Here is a 15,868-nt window from a genome sequence, read left to right as displayed (position 1 = left end):
TTGACAGGATTCACAGTGAGAAGCGCTCCTATTTAGGTAAGGCACGTTCCGTAATTCGAATGAATGAAGATCAAATCACCATGCGTACCCAACCCCCCGCCGGAGGACGGCTAGCCACCGGGGTTGAGGTTATCAAACGCTATTTAGCCAAGCTTGGAACCTCGCCCGGGGTCTATCGCATGCTGACCCATGCCGGTGACGTTTTATATGTCGGCAAGGCCAATAATCTGCGCAACCGGGTGGCCAGCTACACCCGGCCCGCCAAGCTGCCGATCCGGATCCAGCGCATGATCGCCCAGACCGAAACGATGGAATTCATCGTGACCCATACCGAGGTTGAGGCGCTGCTGCTGGAAAACAATCTGATCAAGAAGCTGAAGCCACGCTACAATGTGCTGCTGCGCGATGACAAAACCTTTGCGGATATCCTGATCACCGGAGACCATGATTATCCCCAGGTGATTAAGCATCGGGGAAGCCGCGATCAAAAAGGGGATTATTTCGGGCCCTTTGCCTCGGCGGCGGCTGTGAACAGGACGATCACCGCCCTGCAGCGGACCTTCCTGTTACGCAATTGTTCCGATGGTGTTTTTGCCCATCGGACCAGACCCTGTCTGCAATATCAGATCAAACGCTGTTCCGCGCCCTGTGTGGATTTCATCAGCCGCGAGGATTATGCGGTCACCGTGGCCCAGGCCAAGGCCTTCCTGCAGGGACGCGGTTCGGAAATCCATGCGGGACTGGCCAAGAAAATGCAGGAAGCCAGCGATGATCTCAATTTTGAAAAGGCGGCGGAATATCGTGATCGTATCCAGGCGCTGGCCCAGATCCAGTCCCATCAGGATATCAATATGGCAGGGGTCAGCGATGCGGATGTGATGGCGCTTTATTTCGAGGGCGGCCAGACCTGTATCCAGGTTTTCTTTTTCCGGGGCGGGCGCAACAACGGCAACCGGTCCTATTTTCCAAGCCACGACAAGCAGGTGGAGCCGGGCACGGTTCTGGCTTCTTTCATCGGGCAGTTTTACGATAACAAACCGTCGCCGCCGCTGATCCTGACAAATGTGCTCCCAGATGAGCAGGCATTGTTGGAAGAGGCGCTGTCGCAGCGGGTTGGCCGGAAGGTCCAGATCATCAAGCCGGCACGCGGTGACAAACGCAAGATGCTTGATCATGCGCTGAACAACGCCAGGGACGCGTTGGGCCGGAAGCTGGCGGAAAGCGCCTCCCAGCGGAAATTGCTGGACGGTTTGGCGGAAAAACTCCGGCTTGATACCGTGCTCAACCGGGTCGAGGTCTATGATAACAGCCATAATCAGGGCAGCAGTGCCATTGGCGCGATGATTGTGGCCGGACCTGATGGATTCATGAAAAACGCCTATCGAAAATTCAATATCAAAACCGCTGGCAAGGCGGTGGGTGAGCATGGCGGCGATGATTATCAGATGATGCGTGAAGTGCTGACCCGCCGGTTCTCACGCGCGATCAAGGAAAATCCCGACCGGGATGATGGCAGCTGGCCGGAGCTGGTGATTGTGGATGGCGGAGCCGGTCAGTTGGCGGTTGCTGAAGAGGTATTTGAAGAGCTGGGCCTGACCGGTGAGATTGCCTTGCTGGGGGTGGCCAAGGGACCGGAGCGCAATGCAGGGCGCGAACGCCTGCACCTGCCGGGAAAGGCGCCGTTCATGCTGGAGCCGCGTGACCCGGTTCTCTATTTCATCCAGCGGCTGCGCGATGAATCCCATCGCTTTGCCATCGGCACGCACAGGACCAAACGCAAGAAAGATATGGCGGTCAATCCGCTTGATGAGATCCCCGGTATCGGAGCCAAGCGCAAGAAGGCCCTGTTGATGCATTTTGGTTCAGCCAAGGCGGTCACGCGCGCGGGGCTGGCGGATTTGGAAAAAGTGGAGGGGATCTCCCAGGCGGTGGCGAAGAAAATCTATGGCTTTTTCCACCCGGACAGTTGATCAGGCCGTTGCAACAGCCACAGTCAACCGCTACAAAACACAGGAATTACTGTATCCGGGACCGAAGTTATATGCTGACCAGCCTGCCCAATCTGCTGACATTGATGCGGATAATCGTCATCCTGCCGATCGTCATTCTGTTTTTTTATGACGGTCCCCTGGTGCGCTGGACGATATTTGGGCTGTATGTTCTGGCCGGGATTACGGATTATTTTGACGGGCTGGCCGCACGCTCAATGAATCAGGTTTCGAAACTGGGGCGGTTCCTGGATCCCATCGCCGACAAATTGTTGGTGGCATCCATTATTCTGATGTTGGTCTTTAAGGGCGATATCGCCAGCTATCATGTGGTGGCCGCCCTTGTGATCCTGTTGCGGGAAATTACTGTTTCAGGCCTGCGTGAGTTTCTGGCCGAGGTTCAGGTCGGTGTGCCGGTGACCAAACTGGCCAAATGGAAAACCACCATCCAACTGGTGGCACTCGGCTTCCTGGTGGTCGGATCGGCCGCGCCCGCAACCCTGCATGCCCCGCTGATCGGCTTGTCCCTGCTTTGGGTGGCGGCCGTTCTCACGGTGGTGACGGGCATGGATTATCTTTGGGCCGGTTTGCGGCACATGAAATGAAGAAAGGGCGGGCAGTGTGGCCCGGCCGGTGATCGGAGAAGCATGGCATGAAAGTGTTTGGCCTGGCCGGATGGAGCGGCAGCGGAAAAACCACCCTGGCGGTGAAATTGATCCAGGAATTGATATCCCGTGGCCTGGAGGTCTCCACCGTCAAACATGCCCATCATAATTTTGATGTGGATAAACCGGGAAAGGATTCTTTTGAGCATCGCCAGGCGGGCGCGTCGGAGGTCATGGTTTCCTCAGCGAATCGCTTTGCCCTGATGCGGGAATTGCGCGGCGCGCCGGAACCGAGCCTGGAGGAATTGATCGCGGTGATGAAACCCGTGGATCTGTTGCTGGTCGAAGGGTTTAAATTCGGTAGCCATCCGAAACTGGAGGTTTACCGGCCCAGCACCGGCAAATCGATACTGGCGGAAAAGGACCCCCATATTGTTGCGGTGGCATCCGACGAGGACTGCCAAGTGGATGGCCGGCCGGTGCTGGATCTGAATGATGTGCCGACGATCGCGGATTTTATCATGGACCATATGGCCTTGCAGGCCGAGGACGGAAATCGTGGCGCAGCTGAGTGACGATTGCTTTCAGGCTGGTGACGCGCTTCAGCCGCTGGATCAGGCGCTGGCGCGGCTGTCGGCAGGACTTGAGAGTGTGGTGGCGGTGGAAACGGCGGAACTTCTGGCAGCTCAGGGGCGAACCCTTGCCGAAGATGTGATCGCGGTACGCAATGTGCCGCCCGTGGATAATTCCGCCGTGGATGGCTATGCGGTTTATCATGCAGACCTGAACGCGGATGAAGAAACCCGGCTGCCGGTTGTCGGGCGGGTTACAGCCGGTCACCCTCTTGAAGGAGCGGCGTGTCCGGGCCAGGCGGTAAGGATCTTCACCGGGGCCCCTATGCCCTTGGGGCCTGATACCGTCATGATGCAGGAGGATTGTGACGAGGCGGAAGGATTTGTCCGCATTCGTCCCGGCATCAAGAAGGACGCGAACCGGCGATCGGCTGGAGAAGATGTTCAGGCCGGTCAGGTCATCCTGGCCAAGGGCATGAAGATCGGGCCGGCAGAGATCGCTTTGCTTGCGGCACAGGGCCTGACATCGGTGACGCTTTATAAACCTTTGAAGGTCGCGGTTGTCTCCAGTGGGGATGAAGTCTTTGATCCCGGTTCGGAACTGCCGGAAGGCGGCATCTTTGATGCCAACCGCCATATGGTGATGGCGATCCTGTCATCCTTTGGCTGTGCGGTTACGGATCTGGGCATTCTGCCCGATCAGCCGGAAAAAATCCGGGACGCTTTGTCCGGCGCGGCGCAAACGCATGATCTGCTGGTGAGTTCGGGCGGCATGTCTGTCGGTGAGGAAGATCATTTCTGTTCGGTGATTGAAGAGTTGGGCCGTTTGGATTTCTGGCGCCTGGCGATCAAACCGGGCCGTCCGGTGGGGCTGGGCCAGATTCGGGCGCCGGGGAACCGTCATGTGCCGGTGATCGGACTGCCGGGTAATCCGGTTGCGGCATTTACAACACTGCTTCTGCTCGGCCGCGCGGTTATTTTCGGCCTTTCCGGCCGGGCGCAGACGGCAATGCCGCGGTTCAAGGCACCGGCGGGGTTTGACTATAAGAAAAAAGAGGGGCGCCGGGAGTTTATCCGGGCACGGTTGGTGCGTGATGCGCACGACCAGGTGATTGCTGTCCATCGATATGGTGGCAGCGGGGCTGCAATCCTCTCTTCCCTGTCTGGCGCGGATGGTTTCATTGACTTAAGCGAAGAGATTACCCACGTAAAGGAGGGAGACATGGTCCGTTTCCTGCCGTTTAAGGAGCTATTAGCATGAAAGTTCTCTATTTTGCCTGGCTGCGTCAGAAAATCGGCGTTGGCGAAGAGCAGCTGGATGTGCCGGATACGGTGGCCACTGCGGGGCAACTGGTGGACTGGCTGGTGGCTCGCGGCCAGGGCTATGCCGATGCCTTCCAGGACATGACTGCCATCAAGGTAGCAGTGAACCAGGAATTCGCCGATTGGGATGCGGCGGTAACTGCGGGTGATGAAGTGGCGTTCTTCCCACCGGTGACCGGGGGCTGATGAAGCAATGGCGGTCCGGGTGCAGCGTGAGGATTTCAATATCGGCAGGGAACTGGATGCCTTAACAGAAGGCAATCCGGGAATCGGCGGGCTTTGTTCCTTTACCGGGTTGGTGCGGGATATCCATGGGGATGCGGGTGTTTCCGCCATGACTTTGGAACATTATCCGGGCATGACGGAAAAAATGCTGCTCGAGATCGAAGCGGAAGCCAATCAACGCTGGCCTCTGGAACAGACCCTGATCATTCACCGTTATGGGCGATTATTGCCCGGCGACAGAATTGTGCTGGTTGCGGCGGCCAGCGCCCATCGGGAGGCGGCGTTTGAGGCCTGCCATTTTCTGATCGACTGGCTGAAGACCAAAGCGCCTTTCTGGAAGGTGGAAGAAGACCGTTCAGGCGAGGAAAACTGGGTTCAAGCGCGCGCGAGCGATGATAGCGCCGCGGAGCGATGGAATAAATAGACATGTTGGATTTGAAGATAGTCGAGGCCGGTCCCCATCATGCGGATCTGGTGGCGATCAAAGCTTATGAATTGCTGGACGAGCTTTATCAGGGCAAGCCGCCTGTGACCGATGAAGAAGTGCGCCAGACCTGTCATCAGCTGTTTGAGGAAGACCCGACCTTTACCGCCCTTCTGGGCTATGGGCCCGGCAACAAGCTGGTGGCGATGGTCACGGTCACGGAGATCATGGCTCTGTTTGCCAAGGGGCGTTTTGGCCTGATTATGGAGTTTTTCGTCGATCCCGCTTGCCGCTCGCAAGGGGTGGGGGAATGCATGATTGAAGAGGCGCGTGCATTGGCCAAACGTCGGGGCTGGTCTTGTCTGGAATTAAACTCACCGGGCGGGGAGAGTGGCAAACGGGCGACCAATTTTTATGTGCGCCAGGGCTTTCAGGAAATCGGCCCGATGATGCGGCTTAATCTGTAACATTAGGCGATATGGGGGTCTGCTTCCGCCTGTGAGAGCAGGAAACGCCAGGCCAGATCCACTTTGGCGCTGTGGCGCAAATCCATATGGGCGGTCAGATAAAGCGGCCTGCCCGGCAGCTCTGTTTGAGGCAGGACGCGTTCGATGCCGCCGATCGCCTCCGCCAGGTAACAAGGCAGGGCGGCGATGCCCAGACCGGCTTTCACAGCAGACGCCTGTGTCAGGGCGGAATCGCTGCGCATCCGGAAGACAGTATTAGGCAGCCGATCCAGCATCCACTGCATATCAGGCATATGGGCGTAGCGGTCGGTATGGCCGGCAAAGGCATGTTTGCTCAAATCGCTTTCCCGGACCGGTTCACCGTTTGATTTCAGATAACCCGGACTGGCAAAAAGACCGTAACGCAGTTTCCCGAACGGACGGGCGATCGCGGACGGATCTTCCGTCCGGTTGAACCGCAAAGCCAGATCTGCCTGGAGGTCCGCCAAATCCACCAATCGGTTTTCCGGCCGGATTTCAATGGTCAGGCTGGGATAGTCTTTGGCCAGGGCAGCCAGCCGCTGCGGTAACCAGAAAGCGCCCAGGCCTTCGGTGCTGGTGATGGTCACGGTGCCGCTCAACTGATTGTCATGGGCGGCGATCCGCCTCTTAATGGCCTGGGCCGCTTCGGCCATGCGGCCTGTGTCCTTCATCAAGGCCTGGCCCAGTTCGGTCAATTTCCACTGCCGCCCTAGCCGCAGGAAAAGATCCTGCCCCAGATTATGCTCCAAGGCGGCAAGACGCCTGCCGACGCTGGGTTGGGTCAGGCCAAGAACCCGGCTGGCGGCGGTCAGATTGCCCTGTTCGGCAATCGTGCGAAATATGCGAAGATCATCCCAATTGTCCATTCATGCAAATATGCATGAAAAGAATGCAAAATCTACGAATTTCTTTGATGTTGAGTTTCTGGTACCTGTAGCCCCGGTTCACAAATTAAGGAGCACGATCCATGGGAAAAACTCACAATTATCAGGCACAGGTAACCTGGACCGGGGGCTGGACCCATCCGGAAAAGCGCGATTACCGCAGCTATTCCCGGGAGCATCTTATCGAGATTGAGGGCAAGGCCCCGATTCGCGGAGCGTCCGACCCGAGTTTCCTGGGCGATCCGACGTTGCATAACCCCGAAGAGATGTTGGTCGTCTCGCTCTCGACCTGCCACTTGCTGTGGTATCTGCATCTTTGCACGGTGAATGGTATTGAAATTCTTGACTATGTGGATCGGGCGGAAGGCACAATGGCTGAAACGTCGGACGGGGGCGGCCATTTCACCGCTGTGGTCCTGCATCCTTCCGTGACGATTAAGGAAGGGGGAGACCCGCAAAAAGCAATGGACCTCCATAAGGAAGCCCATGCCAAATGCTTTATCGCCAATTCGGTGAATTTCCCGGTCAGTCATGCACCGGAGATCCAAGTCGGGGCTTAATGCCCCGCCTTGCGGAAGATCCAATAAACCCCGGCCAGGATGGCGGCGCCGATCGGAATCACCAGCAATTCCCAATTGATCTGGTCGATCAGGATGACCTTCAGGAAGATCACGGCCAGCATCACCACAATGATTTCCAGCAGGGTGGCTTTCAATTCCGTGGTATTGCCCACATGCCACCAGGGCTTTGCGCCATTATGTTCTTCTTCCGCGTCGGGTTCGAGAATGAAGATCCGGATGATTCCGACCGCGAAAATGAGCAATACCAGGGCAAACAGAAAAGTATCGACCGCTTCGACAATGCCAACCAAGGCGCGTTCGCCATCAGCCAGATGCGAGAAATGCTCCGGCGGGGGCGTCTGATGGAAGAAATTGCTGATCGCCTTATAGGTCTTGAATGCGCCCAGATAGAAAAGGAAGGCTGACCCGGCAAAGGAACAGATCGATGCCAGCAGGCTTAGATAACGCAGTTTTAGGATATGCTTCATAGAATGTCGGCTCAGCAATTAAGAAAAACACCGGCCCATGATAGGGCCGGTGTTGTCATTTGCAACGGATTGATCTTAATGGGGCTTATTCAGCCGCCTGGGCGGTGCGACCCGCTTTGCGGACCTCCGCGTCATAGGCTTCCATCAAGGTTTTGCAGCAGGTGGCTGGGGTAAATCTATAGTCGCCGATCGACTGAATCGGGGTTACCTCCACAGCGGTACCGGTCAGGAAGGCTTCGGAAGCCCCGGCCATTTCTTCCGGCTTGATATGGCGCTCGACGATCTCGTAACCGTTGGCACGGGCCAGATCAATAACGGTGCGTCGGGTGATGCCGTCGAGGAAGCAATCCGGTTTCGGCGTGTGCAGCTTGCCGTCTTCCATCAGGAAGAAAATGTTGGCGCCGGTGGCCTCGGCAACATAGCCGCGATAGTCCAGCATCAGCGCATCGTCAAAGCCTTCGCGCTCGGCCTTATGTTTGGAAAGCGTGCAGATCATATAGAGGCCGGCCGCTTTCGAATCGGTCGGCGCGGTGTTCGGTGCCGGGCGTGCCCAGTCGGATATTGCCATCCGCAGTCCCTTCATGCGGGCTTCCGGCGTGAAATATGCCGGCCATTCCCAGGCGGCAATGGCGACATTGATCTTGGACTGCTGGGCGGAAACCCCCATCATTTCAGAACCGCGCCAGGCGATCGGGCGCACATAGCCGTCGACGATGCCGTTTTTGGTAACCACATCCCGGGTGGCCTGGTCCAGCTCATCCGCGCTATAGGGCACTTCGAAATCCAGGATCTTGGCGGATTTGATCAGGCGGTCGGTATGTTCGCGTAGCTTGAAAATATGATTGAGATAGACCCGCTCGCCTTCGAATACTGCGGATGCATAATGCAGCGCGTGGCTCAGCATATGCAGTTTCGTATCCCGCCAGGGAACCATTTCACCGTTCAGCCAGATAAAGCCGTCCCGGTCATCGAAAGGAATGAGCGCCATGGTCGCGTGCTCCGGTTAACAAGTTGCTATCATTATGCCAGTTAAAGCTGGTATAACTCTCTAATCAAACGGTAATGGAATCAGAGCCTTATAAAAGACTCGGAAATAATATTACCAAAACAAGGGTTCAAAAAACACAATATGTCAATCGAGACCCGGTTGCGGTGTAACATCGTGAGGTATATATGTCAATATAACTGACATAGTTTCTTCATACCCGTTTTTTTTGCAGTTACGTTAGAGCAGATCCATGACCTTGATGAAATCCGGCGCCAATCCCTTGTTTCTCCGTGATGAAGAATTGCGGCAGGGCATAGAAATGCTGTTCTTTGCCTATCGGGACTTTACCGCGGAGCCGGATGCGATCCTCGCCGAGCGGGGCTTGGGCCGCGCCCATCACCGGGTGATTTATTTTGTTGGCCGTTATCCCGGCATGACGGTTTCTGATTTGCTGAGCATCCTGAAAATCACAAAACAATCGCTGAGCCGGGTGCTCAGCCAGTTGGTCCGGGAAGGCTATATTCACCAGGATCAGGGCGTGGAAGACCGGCGCCAGCGTCTACTTCGGCTGACGGACAAGGGCGCACAGTTGGAAAAAGAGCTTACCGAGAACCAGAGGCAGCGGATCGAACGCGCCTTTCGGGATGCGGGCGCCGAAGCGGTGGATGGCTTTCGCAAGGTGATGCTGGGGATCGTCAACGCGGCGGAGGATCGCGATCGTTTTGATGCGGCCATACGAAAACGCCGCTGACGGTGTTCTTTTTAGTGAAGTTACAGATTTAAAAGAATTTTTTGCGGGATATACTGCTCTCTATGATGGATGAGGTACATATTCTGGTTGTGGATGATGACACGGAAATCCGTGATCTTCTGCAACGGTTTCTGAGTAAAGAGGGTTTTCGGGTCACCACGGCGGCGGATACGCAGGAAGCGCGGGAGAAAATGCGCGCCTTTCAATTCGACCTGATGGTTGTGGATGTGATGATGCCTGGTGAAAGTGGCCTGGAATTCACCCGTTCACTGCGCGCAAACAGCGCCGTCCCCATTTTGATGCTGACGGCCATGACCGAGACGGAAGCCCGGATCGAAGGGTTGCAGGCCGGGGCGGATGACTATCTCCCCAAGCCGTTTGAGCCATTGGAACTGGTGCTGCGTATTCAAAGCATTCTGCGCCGGGCGCAGCCTGCATCGGATGATGTGGAGCAGGCGGATACAATCAGGCTTGGCAATGCGGAATTCGACCTGACGCGGGAAATGCTGTTGCGCGGGGATCTGCCGGTCAAGCTGACCACCACAGAAACAGCCTTGCTGAAGGCTCTGGCAACCGCAGCCGGGAGGATCATGAGTCGCGAGGAATTGACTGAGACCTGTCAGATCGATGGGGGAGACCGGACCGTGGATGTCCAGGTAACCCGGCTTCGCCGCAAGATTGAAGAGGACCCAAAGGTTCCAAGATATTTGCATACCGTGCGCGGGCGCGGCTACGTTTTGCGGCCGGACGGATAGGGTGGCAGGGCAATGAAAGTCAGGCATTATGTGAAGCGCGTGTTGCCCCGCAGTTTTTACGGGCGGTCGCTCTTGATCATTGTGATGCCGCTGGTGCTGCTGCAGTTGGTGTCAGCCTGGATTTTCTATGATCGCCATTGGGACCGAATCACCTGGCGGCTGGCCACAACCATCGCCGGCGATCTGCAATATATCACCGAGCAGATGCGGGATGCGCCGGACAAGATTCCCGAGATATTTGCCCAGGCCCAGCACTCCATGGGACTGAGTTTGATTCTGCAGCCGGGTGAGATCCTGCCCAACGAACGGCTGATGGATGATGGACTGATCGACCGCATGCTGGCACAGGCTCTGGAAGAGCGTATAAAACGCCCGTTTCAGATCGACAGCTCCTCTTTCCAGGAAGAGGTGATCATCGATATCCAGCTGGCGGATTCGGTTTTGACCGTTGTTGTACCGGGCAAACGCCTGTTCAGTTCCACGACTTACATCTTCCTGATGTGGATGATCGGCACTTCTTTGGTGCTGTTTGCAGTGGCTTCCATCTTCATGCGGAACCAGGTCAAGCCGATCCGGCGTTTGTCTGATGCGGTGGACCGGTTTGGCAAGGGCCGGGACCCCGGCAGCGATTTTAAGCCCGAAGGGGCGGCTGAGGTCCGGCTGGCTGCGGCAGCCTTCAACCGGATGATGCACCGAATCCGGCGCCAGATCCGACAGCGCACGGATATGCTGTCTGGCGTTAGCCATGACCTGAAAACGCCCCTGACCCGGATCAAGCTGCAGCTGGCTCTTCTGGAACAGAGCCCCGAGACCGAAGCCATCAAGGGAAATGTCTCGGAAATGGAAAAAATGATTGAAGGCTATCTTACTTTTGCTCGGGGGGAAGGGGGAGAGCCCTCGGTTGAAACGGAAATTACTGCATTGGTTTCTGAAATCGCGCATAAGTGGAAAATGGGCGGTGTGAGTATAGACTGTCATGTGGAAGGATCGATCATGGTTTGGCTGAAGCCTGAAGCCTTCAGTCGGTGTATCGACAATCTGATTTCAAACGCGAATCGTTATGCCGGGAATATTTGGGTGACAACGGGCAGGCGCGGCGACTTCATCGAGGTGACGGTTGATGATGATGGTCCTGGCATTCCGGAAGATGAACGCGAAAAAGTCTTCCGGCCTTTCTATCGGCTGGACCGGTCGCGCAATCCAAAAACCGGCGGCACCGGATTGGGGCTGGCGATTTCACGCGATGTGGTGCGCGTTCATGGAGGGGATCTTCTGCTGGAGGATTCACCGCATGGAGGCTTAAGGGCTAGGGTCAGATTACCGATTTAGTTAAAATTCGTTAAGCAATAAGTCGTTGATAAAAAACGAAACACATCGGTTTCAGTTGAAAAATTTGCAGTTTAGCTAAAATTACATCTATTTTTTTCCATTCGGACTGTGCTATAACTCCACCCGGATGGGGATCCATTTTATTGCGATTAAGGGCCGCTTGTAGGTTCTAGCCTAATTGGGCTAAGGAATTTGTGTGCGGTGCAATAAAATTTTCGTCTTCATATTATATATGAAGGGGCAGTCTACGGGACATGAGATAGGCTGTGAGATGATAAAACTATTCAACCACCATATTTCATTGCATGCGATTCTGCTGGCTGCAACCGAGGTCGCTTTGCTGATTGTGGGTGGGTTCCTGCTGATGGAACTGATGCCAATTCATGTGGGGGCGTCTTTGGTGAATGACGGGGGCGAAGTGCTGGTCGCCAGTCTACCCTTGGCTGTCTTCCTTGTTGTCTGCTCTGTCGGACTATATTCGCGCCGGGTGATCTTCCATAACGGTTTTCAAGCCAGTCAGTGGGTCACGGTTTTTGCCCTGATGTCGGGCGTTCTGGGGATCGGCCTGTTTGTTTTCTGGTGGTCCTTCATGCCGGAAGAGCGTTTTCCGTTTTCTTTCTGGGCGGCCACTGTTGCAATGTATAGCGGGATTGGTTTGGGCCTGCGTTTTGCCTTTTCCCAGGTTTTCCGTGATAGCGAGATTTTCCGTAAACGTGTTGTGGTGCTGGGCACCGGTCCGCAAGCGCAGAAGATTTTCCGGGGCAGCCTTGAAGACAAAAAAGCCAATGTGAATGTTGTCGGCTTTGTCGGCCTGGACGGCCAGGATAGTGGCCCGGTCCGGCCTCTTCTACCCGATCTGCTGCATAACAGCCGCTATGCGTTGGCTGATTATGCGCAGGAAAATAACATTGACGAGATTGTGGTTACGCTGGCGGACCGCCGGCGTCCGGAAGGCGGCCTTGGCGGCGGTCTGCCGGTTTGGGAAATGATGGACTGCAAATTGCGCGGCATCCAGATCACGGAGTTTGATTGCTTCTGGGAGCGGGAGTTTGGCAAGGTTGAACTGAGCACGATCCGCCCCAGTTGGATTATTTTCTCCGACGGTTTCCAGGTGAGTGCCGTCAAGCGCGTCATGAAGCGTGCGTTTGATCTTCTGTTTTCTTCTCTGTTCTTGCTGGCGACCCTGCCGGTCCTGCTGCTGACGGCTCTTGCGATCAAGCTGGACAGCGCCGGTCCGGTTTTCTACAGCCAGAAACGTGTGGGCCTGAATGGCAATCTGTTCCCGGTGCTGAAATTCCGTTCCATGCGTACAGATGCAGAAAAGAACGGTGCGCAATGGGCGTCAAAATCCGACTCGCGCGTGACCCGTGTCGGTAAATTCATCCGCAAGACCCGCATTGATGAGATTCCGCAGATCCTCAATGTCTTCCGTGGCGAGATGAGCTTTGTCGGGCCGCGTCCCGAACGCCCGGATTTCATGGAAGAGTTGGAGCGTGAAGTGCCCTATTACAGTGAGCGCCATCGGGTGAAACCGGGCATCACGGGTTGGGCTCAGATCAATTATCCCTATGGAGCAACCATCGAGGATGCCCGGCAGAAACATTCCTATGATCTCTATTACCTGAAAAACATCAGCATTTTTCTGGATCTGGTGATCCTGGTACAGACCGTGCGTGTTGTGTTGTTTGGCGAAGGTGCGCGCTAAGCGCCTTCTGCATATAAGATCAGAACTAAATGACCGGAACGGCCAGTGGCTTAATGAAGCCTCTGGCCGTTTGGCACTTTATGGCCCGGCGCGATCAGGGAGATGGCACCGGCTTCGTCGGCAAAGCCCAGGGTCAGGCATTCGGACATGAATTTGCCGATCTGTTTGGGCGGGAAATTGACCACGGCACAAACCTGCCGGCCAACCAGGCTGTCCACATCATAGTGATCGGTGATCTGGGCGGATGTTTTGCGTTCGCCGATCTCTGGTCCGAAATCGATCCAGAGCTTAAGTGCTGGCTTGCGGGCTTCCGGATAAGGTTCGGCCCTGATCACGGTACCGACCCGAATATCCACTTTCAAAAAATCATCAAAAGTTATGGTCATTTTTGCCTCTCGCCGGTTGCAAGCTTCTGTGGGGTGGCATCTTGCCCGGCGATAGGACAAAAGAAAAGGCCGGTTGGAAACCGGCCCCAGGATAGTTGGAAAGAAAAAGGCCGGTTGGAAACCGGCCTGTAAGAACTCCGAAGCGGGAAAAACTGGGAGGGTGCAACGGAGGGTACTAACCGTGATGGTTACTTGGATACTTTCAGGCTGGCCTTGAAGGCATCAATGTTGGCACCGGTACGGGCCTGCAGGATGTTCATGGCTTCCTTCTGGGATTTGATCACCGTGTCGGACGCTTTTTGCATGGAGGTGGCGGCACGCTCGATGCTTTTCTTGGCCAGATCGGCCTGTTTGCCCAATTTATCTTGGGGAGCTTCCGTTTCAGCCAGGGCTTTCCAGGCGTCGGTGGTTTCACTGATCATTTCACGGATCACACCAACCTGCTGGTCCATGGCGTCTTTCATGCCGTTGAAAGCTTTGCTCTGTGCTTCGGCAAGAGCTTCCATATTTTTGCGCTGTGCTTCGGCATATTCTCCAAAGTCAAACGTCGGTACATTATAGCCATTCATCATGTCGCCGAAATTTTTCGGCATGAACGGGTTCAGCTCGGTATTCAGGAACGGGTTATTTTTTACATCAAAGAATGGGTTGGATTGCGCCATTTTGGACCTCCGTGGCGTGCATCGGTTAGCCAATATACGAAACCGGTACCTGTAATGTAGGTGGTATGTTGCGCTGCGTCAACAACTATATTGCGTTGCAGCATAATGAAATTGTCAGGACTTGCTGAGATACAATAGAAAGCGGGATGTACCTTTAGGGCACATCCCGCATCTTAAAAAAGCAATATGACAGCAATATGTCGGCTGTTTCTCAGCCCTTCAGCCGGCCAATTCCTTTGACCGGGCCGTGGCTGCGGCGATGGCTTCGACCATCAGGTCGGGCAGGCCGTCCCCTTGGCGCATCAGAACTGCGAGGGCCTCCTGGGTCGTGCCATTGGGGCTGGTGACATTCTTGCGCAGCTGTGCGGGGTCATCCTCGCTGGCCAGGGCCAACTGTCCCGCACCGGCAACCGTTACCAGGGCCAACCTGGCGGCCATATCGTCCGACAGGCCAGCGGCAATCCCCGCCTTGGTCATGGCTTCGATCAATAGGAAAACATAGGCGGGCCCGCCGCCGGAAAGGGCCGTGACTGCATCGATCAGCCCCTCATCCTGAACCGACATGGCCTCGCCCACACTTTCCAGCAGGGCAAGACAGAGGGCGAGCTGGTCGGCGGTAATATTCCGGTTCGGACAGCAAACCGTTATGCCTTGGGAAATCGCGGCCGGAGTATTGGGCATGGCGCGCACGACAGCGGCCGCTCCGCCTAGATGGTTTTCAAAAAAGCCGATGGTCTTGCCGGCGGCGATCGATAGGAAAATGGTGTCCGGTCCGGCGAAACGTTTGTAAGAATCGATGGTGTCATCCATCTGCTGGGGTTTGACCGCCAGAATGATGACTTCGGGGTTCAGATCGTCGGGCAGGTCATCAACTGTTGCAAAACGGCTAACATCATGTCCCTTGTCCAGGAAATCGCCGCCGCCATAGGGGTCGACAATGACAACGCCCCCTTTGGTGATGCCGCTTTTCAGCCAGCCATCAAGCATCGCGCCGCCCATCTTGCCGCATCCGACAAGCACCAGTGGGCGGGAAACCGTCCCCGTCATGTGATTATTCTCCGTTATGAATGTACCATTCACCCCGGATGAAGGATCAGGCTTCTCCGACGCAATCCAACAGCGCGGCGGACACGGCTTCTTCCGGGCTATGTCCGCCCCAGAGCAGGAATTGGAAGGCCGGATAAAAACGCTCGCACTCCGCCAGGGCGATGTCCATCATATCCTCGAGCAATTCGACACTCAAGGATTGCAGGCCCCGGGTCGGGATGGTCTGGCGGTAAATCGGGGTGCCTTCCTCCGAACAGCGGTCGAAATGGCCCATCCACATCTTTTCATTGATGAGGGCCAGAAGATCGGCCAGGCCTGTGCGTTTCTCACGCGGGATCTTCATGTCGAAAGAGCATGTGAAATAGAGCGCGTGCAGATCCTCGCGCCAGGCGAAGAAAAGCCGGTAGTCACACCAGCCACCGGTCGTTTCTACCACGATTTCGTCGGTTTCGGACCGGTCGAAAGGCCAGTCATTCGCCATGAACATCGCTTCGAGAATATCCAGTGGATTAGGGACGGAGTGGATGGTGTCGAGTTGCGCAAAGGACATTTGTTTTTCCCCTACTTGGTCTGTTTACGACCGGTCCCGCCTGTGAAGCGGCCACGCAACTAATTCTAGTGCCAGACCCGAGATCTGGTGTGCGGGCCGTTTTTCAATACAAGAATTAGCATGCCACAGGCCTGAATC

Annotated in this window: 19 protein-coding genes; 12 read left to right on the top strand and 7 right to left on the bottom strand. The window is 55.7% G+C overall.

Translation table 11 applies throughout. From position 1 onward, the window contains the following. Positions 1-80 precede the first annotated feature (80 nt). The 7 genes from uvrC (at position 81) to DFP90_RS05565 (ending at position 5,604) form a co-directional block, all read left to right on the top strand. On the top strand, positions 81-1,970 hold the full coding sequence (gene uvrC / locus DFP90_RS05595) for an excinuclease ABC subunit UvrC (protein WP_181905202.1): 1,890 nt from the start codon (positions 81-83) through the stop codon (positions 1,968-1,970). 71 nt (positions 1,971-2,041) lie between these two features. After that, the gene (gene pgsA, locus DFP90_RS05590; RefSeq protein WP_115935385.1) at positions 2,042-2,593 is read left to right on the top strand and encodes a CDP-diacylglycerol--glycerol-3-phosphate 3-phosphatidyltransferase; all 552 of its coding nucleotides are present in this window, start codon (positions 2,042-2,044) and stop codon (positions 2,591-2,593) included. 47 nt (positions 2,594-2,640) lie between these two features. Then, a complete protein-coding gene (mobB, locus tag DFP90_RS05585) occupies positions 2,641-3,168 on the top strand; it encodes a molybdopterin-guanine dinucleotide biosynthesis protein B (RefSeq protein ID WP_115935384.1) in 528 nt (175 codons plus the stop codon). Beyond that, on the top strand, positions 3,152-4,426 hold the full coding sequence (locus DFP90_RS05580) for a molybdopterin molybdotransferase MoeA (protein WP_115935383.1): 1,275 nt from the start codon (positions 3,152-3,154) through the stop codon (positions 4,424-4,426). The genes mobB and DFP90_RS05580 overlap by 17 nt, the downstream gene beginning before the upstream one ends. Further along, positions 4,423-4,674 (top strand): molybdopterin converting factor subunit 1, encoded by a 252-nt coding sequence (moaD, locus tag DFP90_RS05575; protein ID WP_115935382.1) that lies wholly within the window; start codon positions 4,423-4,425, stop codon positions 4,672-4,674. The genes DFP90_RS05580 and moaD overlap by 4 nt, the downstream gene beginning before the upstream one ends. 7 nt (positions 4,675-4,681) lie before the next feature. Next, positions 4,682-5,137, top strand: coding sequence for a molybdenum cofactor biosynthesis protein MoaE (locus tag DFP90_RS05570; RefSeq protein WP_115935381.1), 456 nt, complete (start codon positions 4,682-4,684; stop codon positions 5,135-5,137). Between the two features lie 2 nt (positions 5,138-5,139). Continuing rightward, entirely contained in the window at positions 5,140-5,604 is a 465-nt protein-coding gene (locus DFP90_RS05565) for a GNAT family N-acetyltransferase (protein ID WP_115935380.1), read from the top strand. A gap of 2 nt (positions 5,605-5,606) precedes the next feature. Here the strand turns inward: DFP90_RS05565 and DFP90_RS05560 are convergent, their stop codons facing one another. After that, positions 5,607-6,491: a LysR family transcriptional regulator gene (locus DFP90_RS05560; RefSeq protein WP_115935379.1), complete on the bottom strand. Its 885-nt coding sequence runs from the start codon at positions 6,489-6,491 to the stop codon at positions 5,607-5,609. Between the two features lie 101 nt (positions 6,492-6,592). Here DFP90_RS05560 and DFP90_RS05555 point away from each other — a divergent pair, with 101 nt between their 5' ends. After that, positions 6,593-7,069 carry an OsmC family protein gene (locus tag DFP90_RS05555; protein ID WP_115935378.1) on the top strand — a complete coding sequence of 159 codons (477 nt, stop codon included), beginning with the start codon at positions 6,593-6,595 and terminating at the stop codon, positions 7,067-7,069. Here the strand turns inward: DFP90_RS05555 and DFP90_RS05550 are convergent. Both DFP90_RS05550 and DFP90_RS05545 read right to left on the bottom strand, forming a co-directional pair. Next, the gene (locus DFP90_RS05550; RefSeq protein ID WP_115935377.1) at positions 7,066-7,557 is read right to left on the bottom strand and encodes a YqhA family protein; all 492 of its coding nucleotides are present in this window, start codon (positions 7,555-7,557) and stop codon (positions 7,066-7,068) included. The two genes, DFP90_RS05555 and DFP90_RS05550, sit on opposite strands and share 4 nt — an antisense overlap. Before the next feature lie 85 nt (positions 7,558-7,642). Further along, positions 7,643-8,545 (bottom strand): branched-chain amino acid aminotransferase, encoded by a 903-nt coding sequence (locus DFP90_RS05545; protein ID WP_115935376.1) that lies wholly within the window; start codon positions 8,543-8,545, stop codon positions 7,643-7,645. 250 nt (positions 8,546-8,795) lie between these two features. Between DFP90_RS05545 and DFP90_RS05540 the strand changes: the two genes are divergently transcribed. The 4 genes from DFP90_RS05540 to DFP90_RS05525 all read left to right on the top strand — a co-directional run bounded on the left by DFP90_RS05540 (position 8,796) and on the right by DFP90_RS05525 (position 13,085). Beyond that, a complete protein-coding gene (locus DFP90_RS05540; RefSeq protein WP_115935375.1) occupies positions 8,796-9,296 on the top strand; it encodes a MarR family winged helix-turn-helix transcriptional regulator in 501 nt (166 codons plus the stop codon). Between the two features lie 62 nt (positions 9,297-9,358). Next, positions 9,359-10,051: a response regulator gene (locus DFP90_RS05535; RefSeq protein WP_115935374.1), complete on the top strand. Its 693-nt coding sequence runs from the start codon at positions 9,359-9,361 to the stop codon at positions 10,049-10,051. 12 nt (positions 10,052-10,063) lie between these two features. After that, positions 10,064-11,380: a sensor histidine kinase gene (locus tag DFP90_RS05530; RefSeq protein WP_115935373.1), complete on the top strand. Its 1,317-nt coding sequence runs from the start codon at positions 10,064-10,066 to the stop codon at positions 11,378-11,380. A gap of 271 nt (positions 11,381-11,651) precedes the next feature. Next, complete coding sequence (locus tag DFP90_RS05525) at positions 11,652-13,085, top strand: TIGR03013 family XrtA/PEP-CTERM system glycosyltransferase (protein WP_181905201.1); 1,434 nt, start codon at positions 11,652-11,654, stop codon at positions 13,083-13,085. Between the two features lie 50 nt (positions 13,086-13,135). Here the strand turns inward: DFP90_RS05525 and DFP90_RS05520 are convergent, their stop codons facing one another. From DFP90_RS05520 to DFP90_RS05505, 4 genes are all read right to left on the bottom strand, one after another. Further along, a complete protein-coding gene (locus DFP90_RS05520; RefSeq protein WP_115935371.1) occupies positions 13,136-13,471 on the bottom strand; it encodes a tRNA-binding protein in 336 nt (111 codons plus the stop codon). A 188-nt stretch (positions 13,472-13,659) separates the two neighbouring features. Then, a complete protein-coding gene (locus DFP90_RS05515; RefSeq protein WP_115935370.1) occupies positions 13,660-14,133 on the bottom strand; it encodes a phasin family protein in 474 nt (157 codons plus the stop codon). Between the two features lie 219 nt (positions 14,134-14,352). Next, positions 14,353-15,180, bottom strand: coding sequence for a pyrroline-5-carboxylate reductase (gene proC, locus DFP90_RS05510; RefSeq protein WP_115935369.1), 828 nt, complete (start codon positions 15,178-15,180; stop codon positions 14,353-14,355). 46 nt (positions 15,181-15,226) lie between these two features. Then, entirely contained in the window at positions 15,227-15,730 is a 504-nt protein-coding gene (locus DFP90_RS05505) for a type III secretion system chaperone family protein (protein WP_115935368.1), read from the bottom strand. Positions 15,731-15,868: the final 138 nt, after the last annotated feature.

This window comes from Aestuariispira insulae, assembly GCF_003385955.1.
Taxonomy (GTDB): Bacteria; Pseudomonadota; Alphaproteobacteria; order UBA8366; family Aestuariispiraceae; genus Aestuariispira; species Aestuariispira insulae.
The sequence above is the reverse complement of the archived record's forward strand: the minus strand, read 5'-3'. Positions and strand labels throughout refer to the sequence as shown.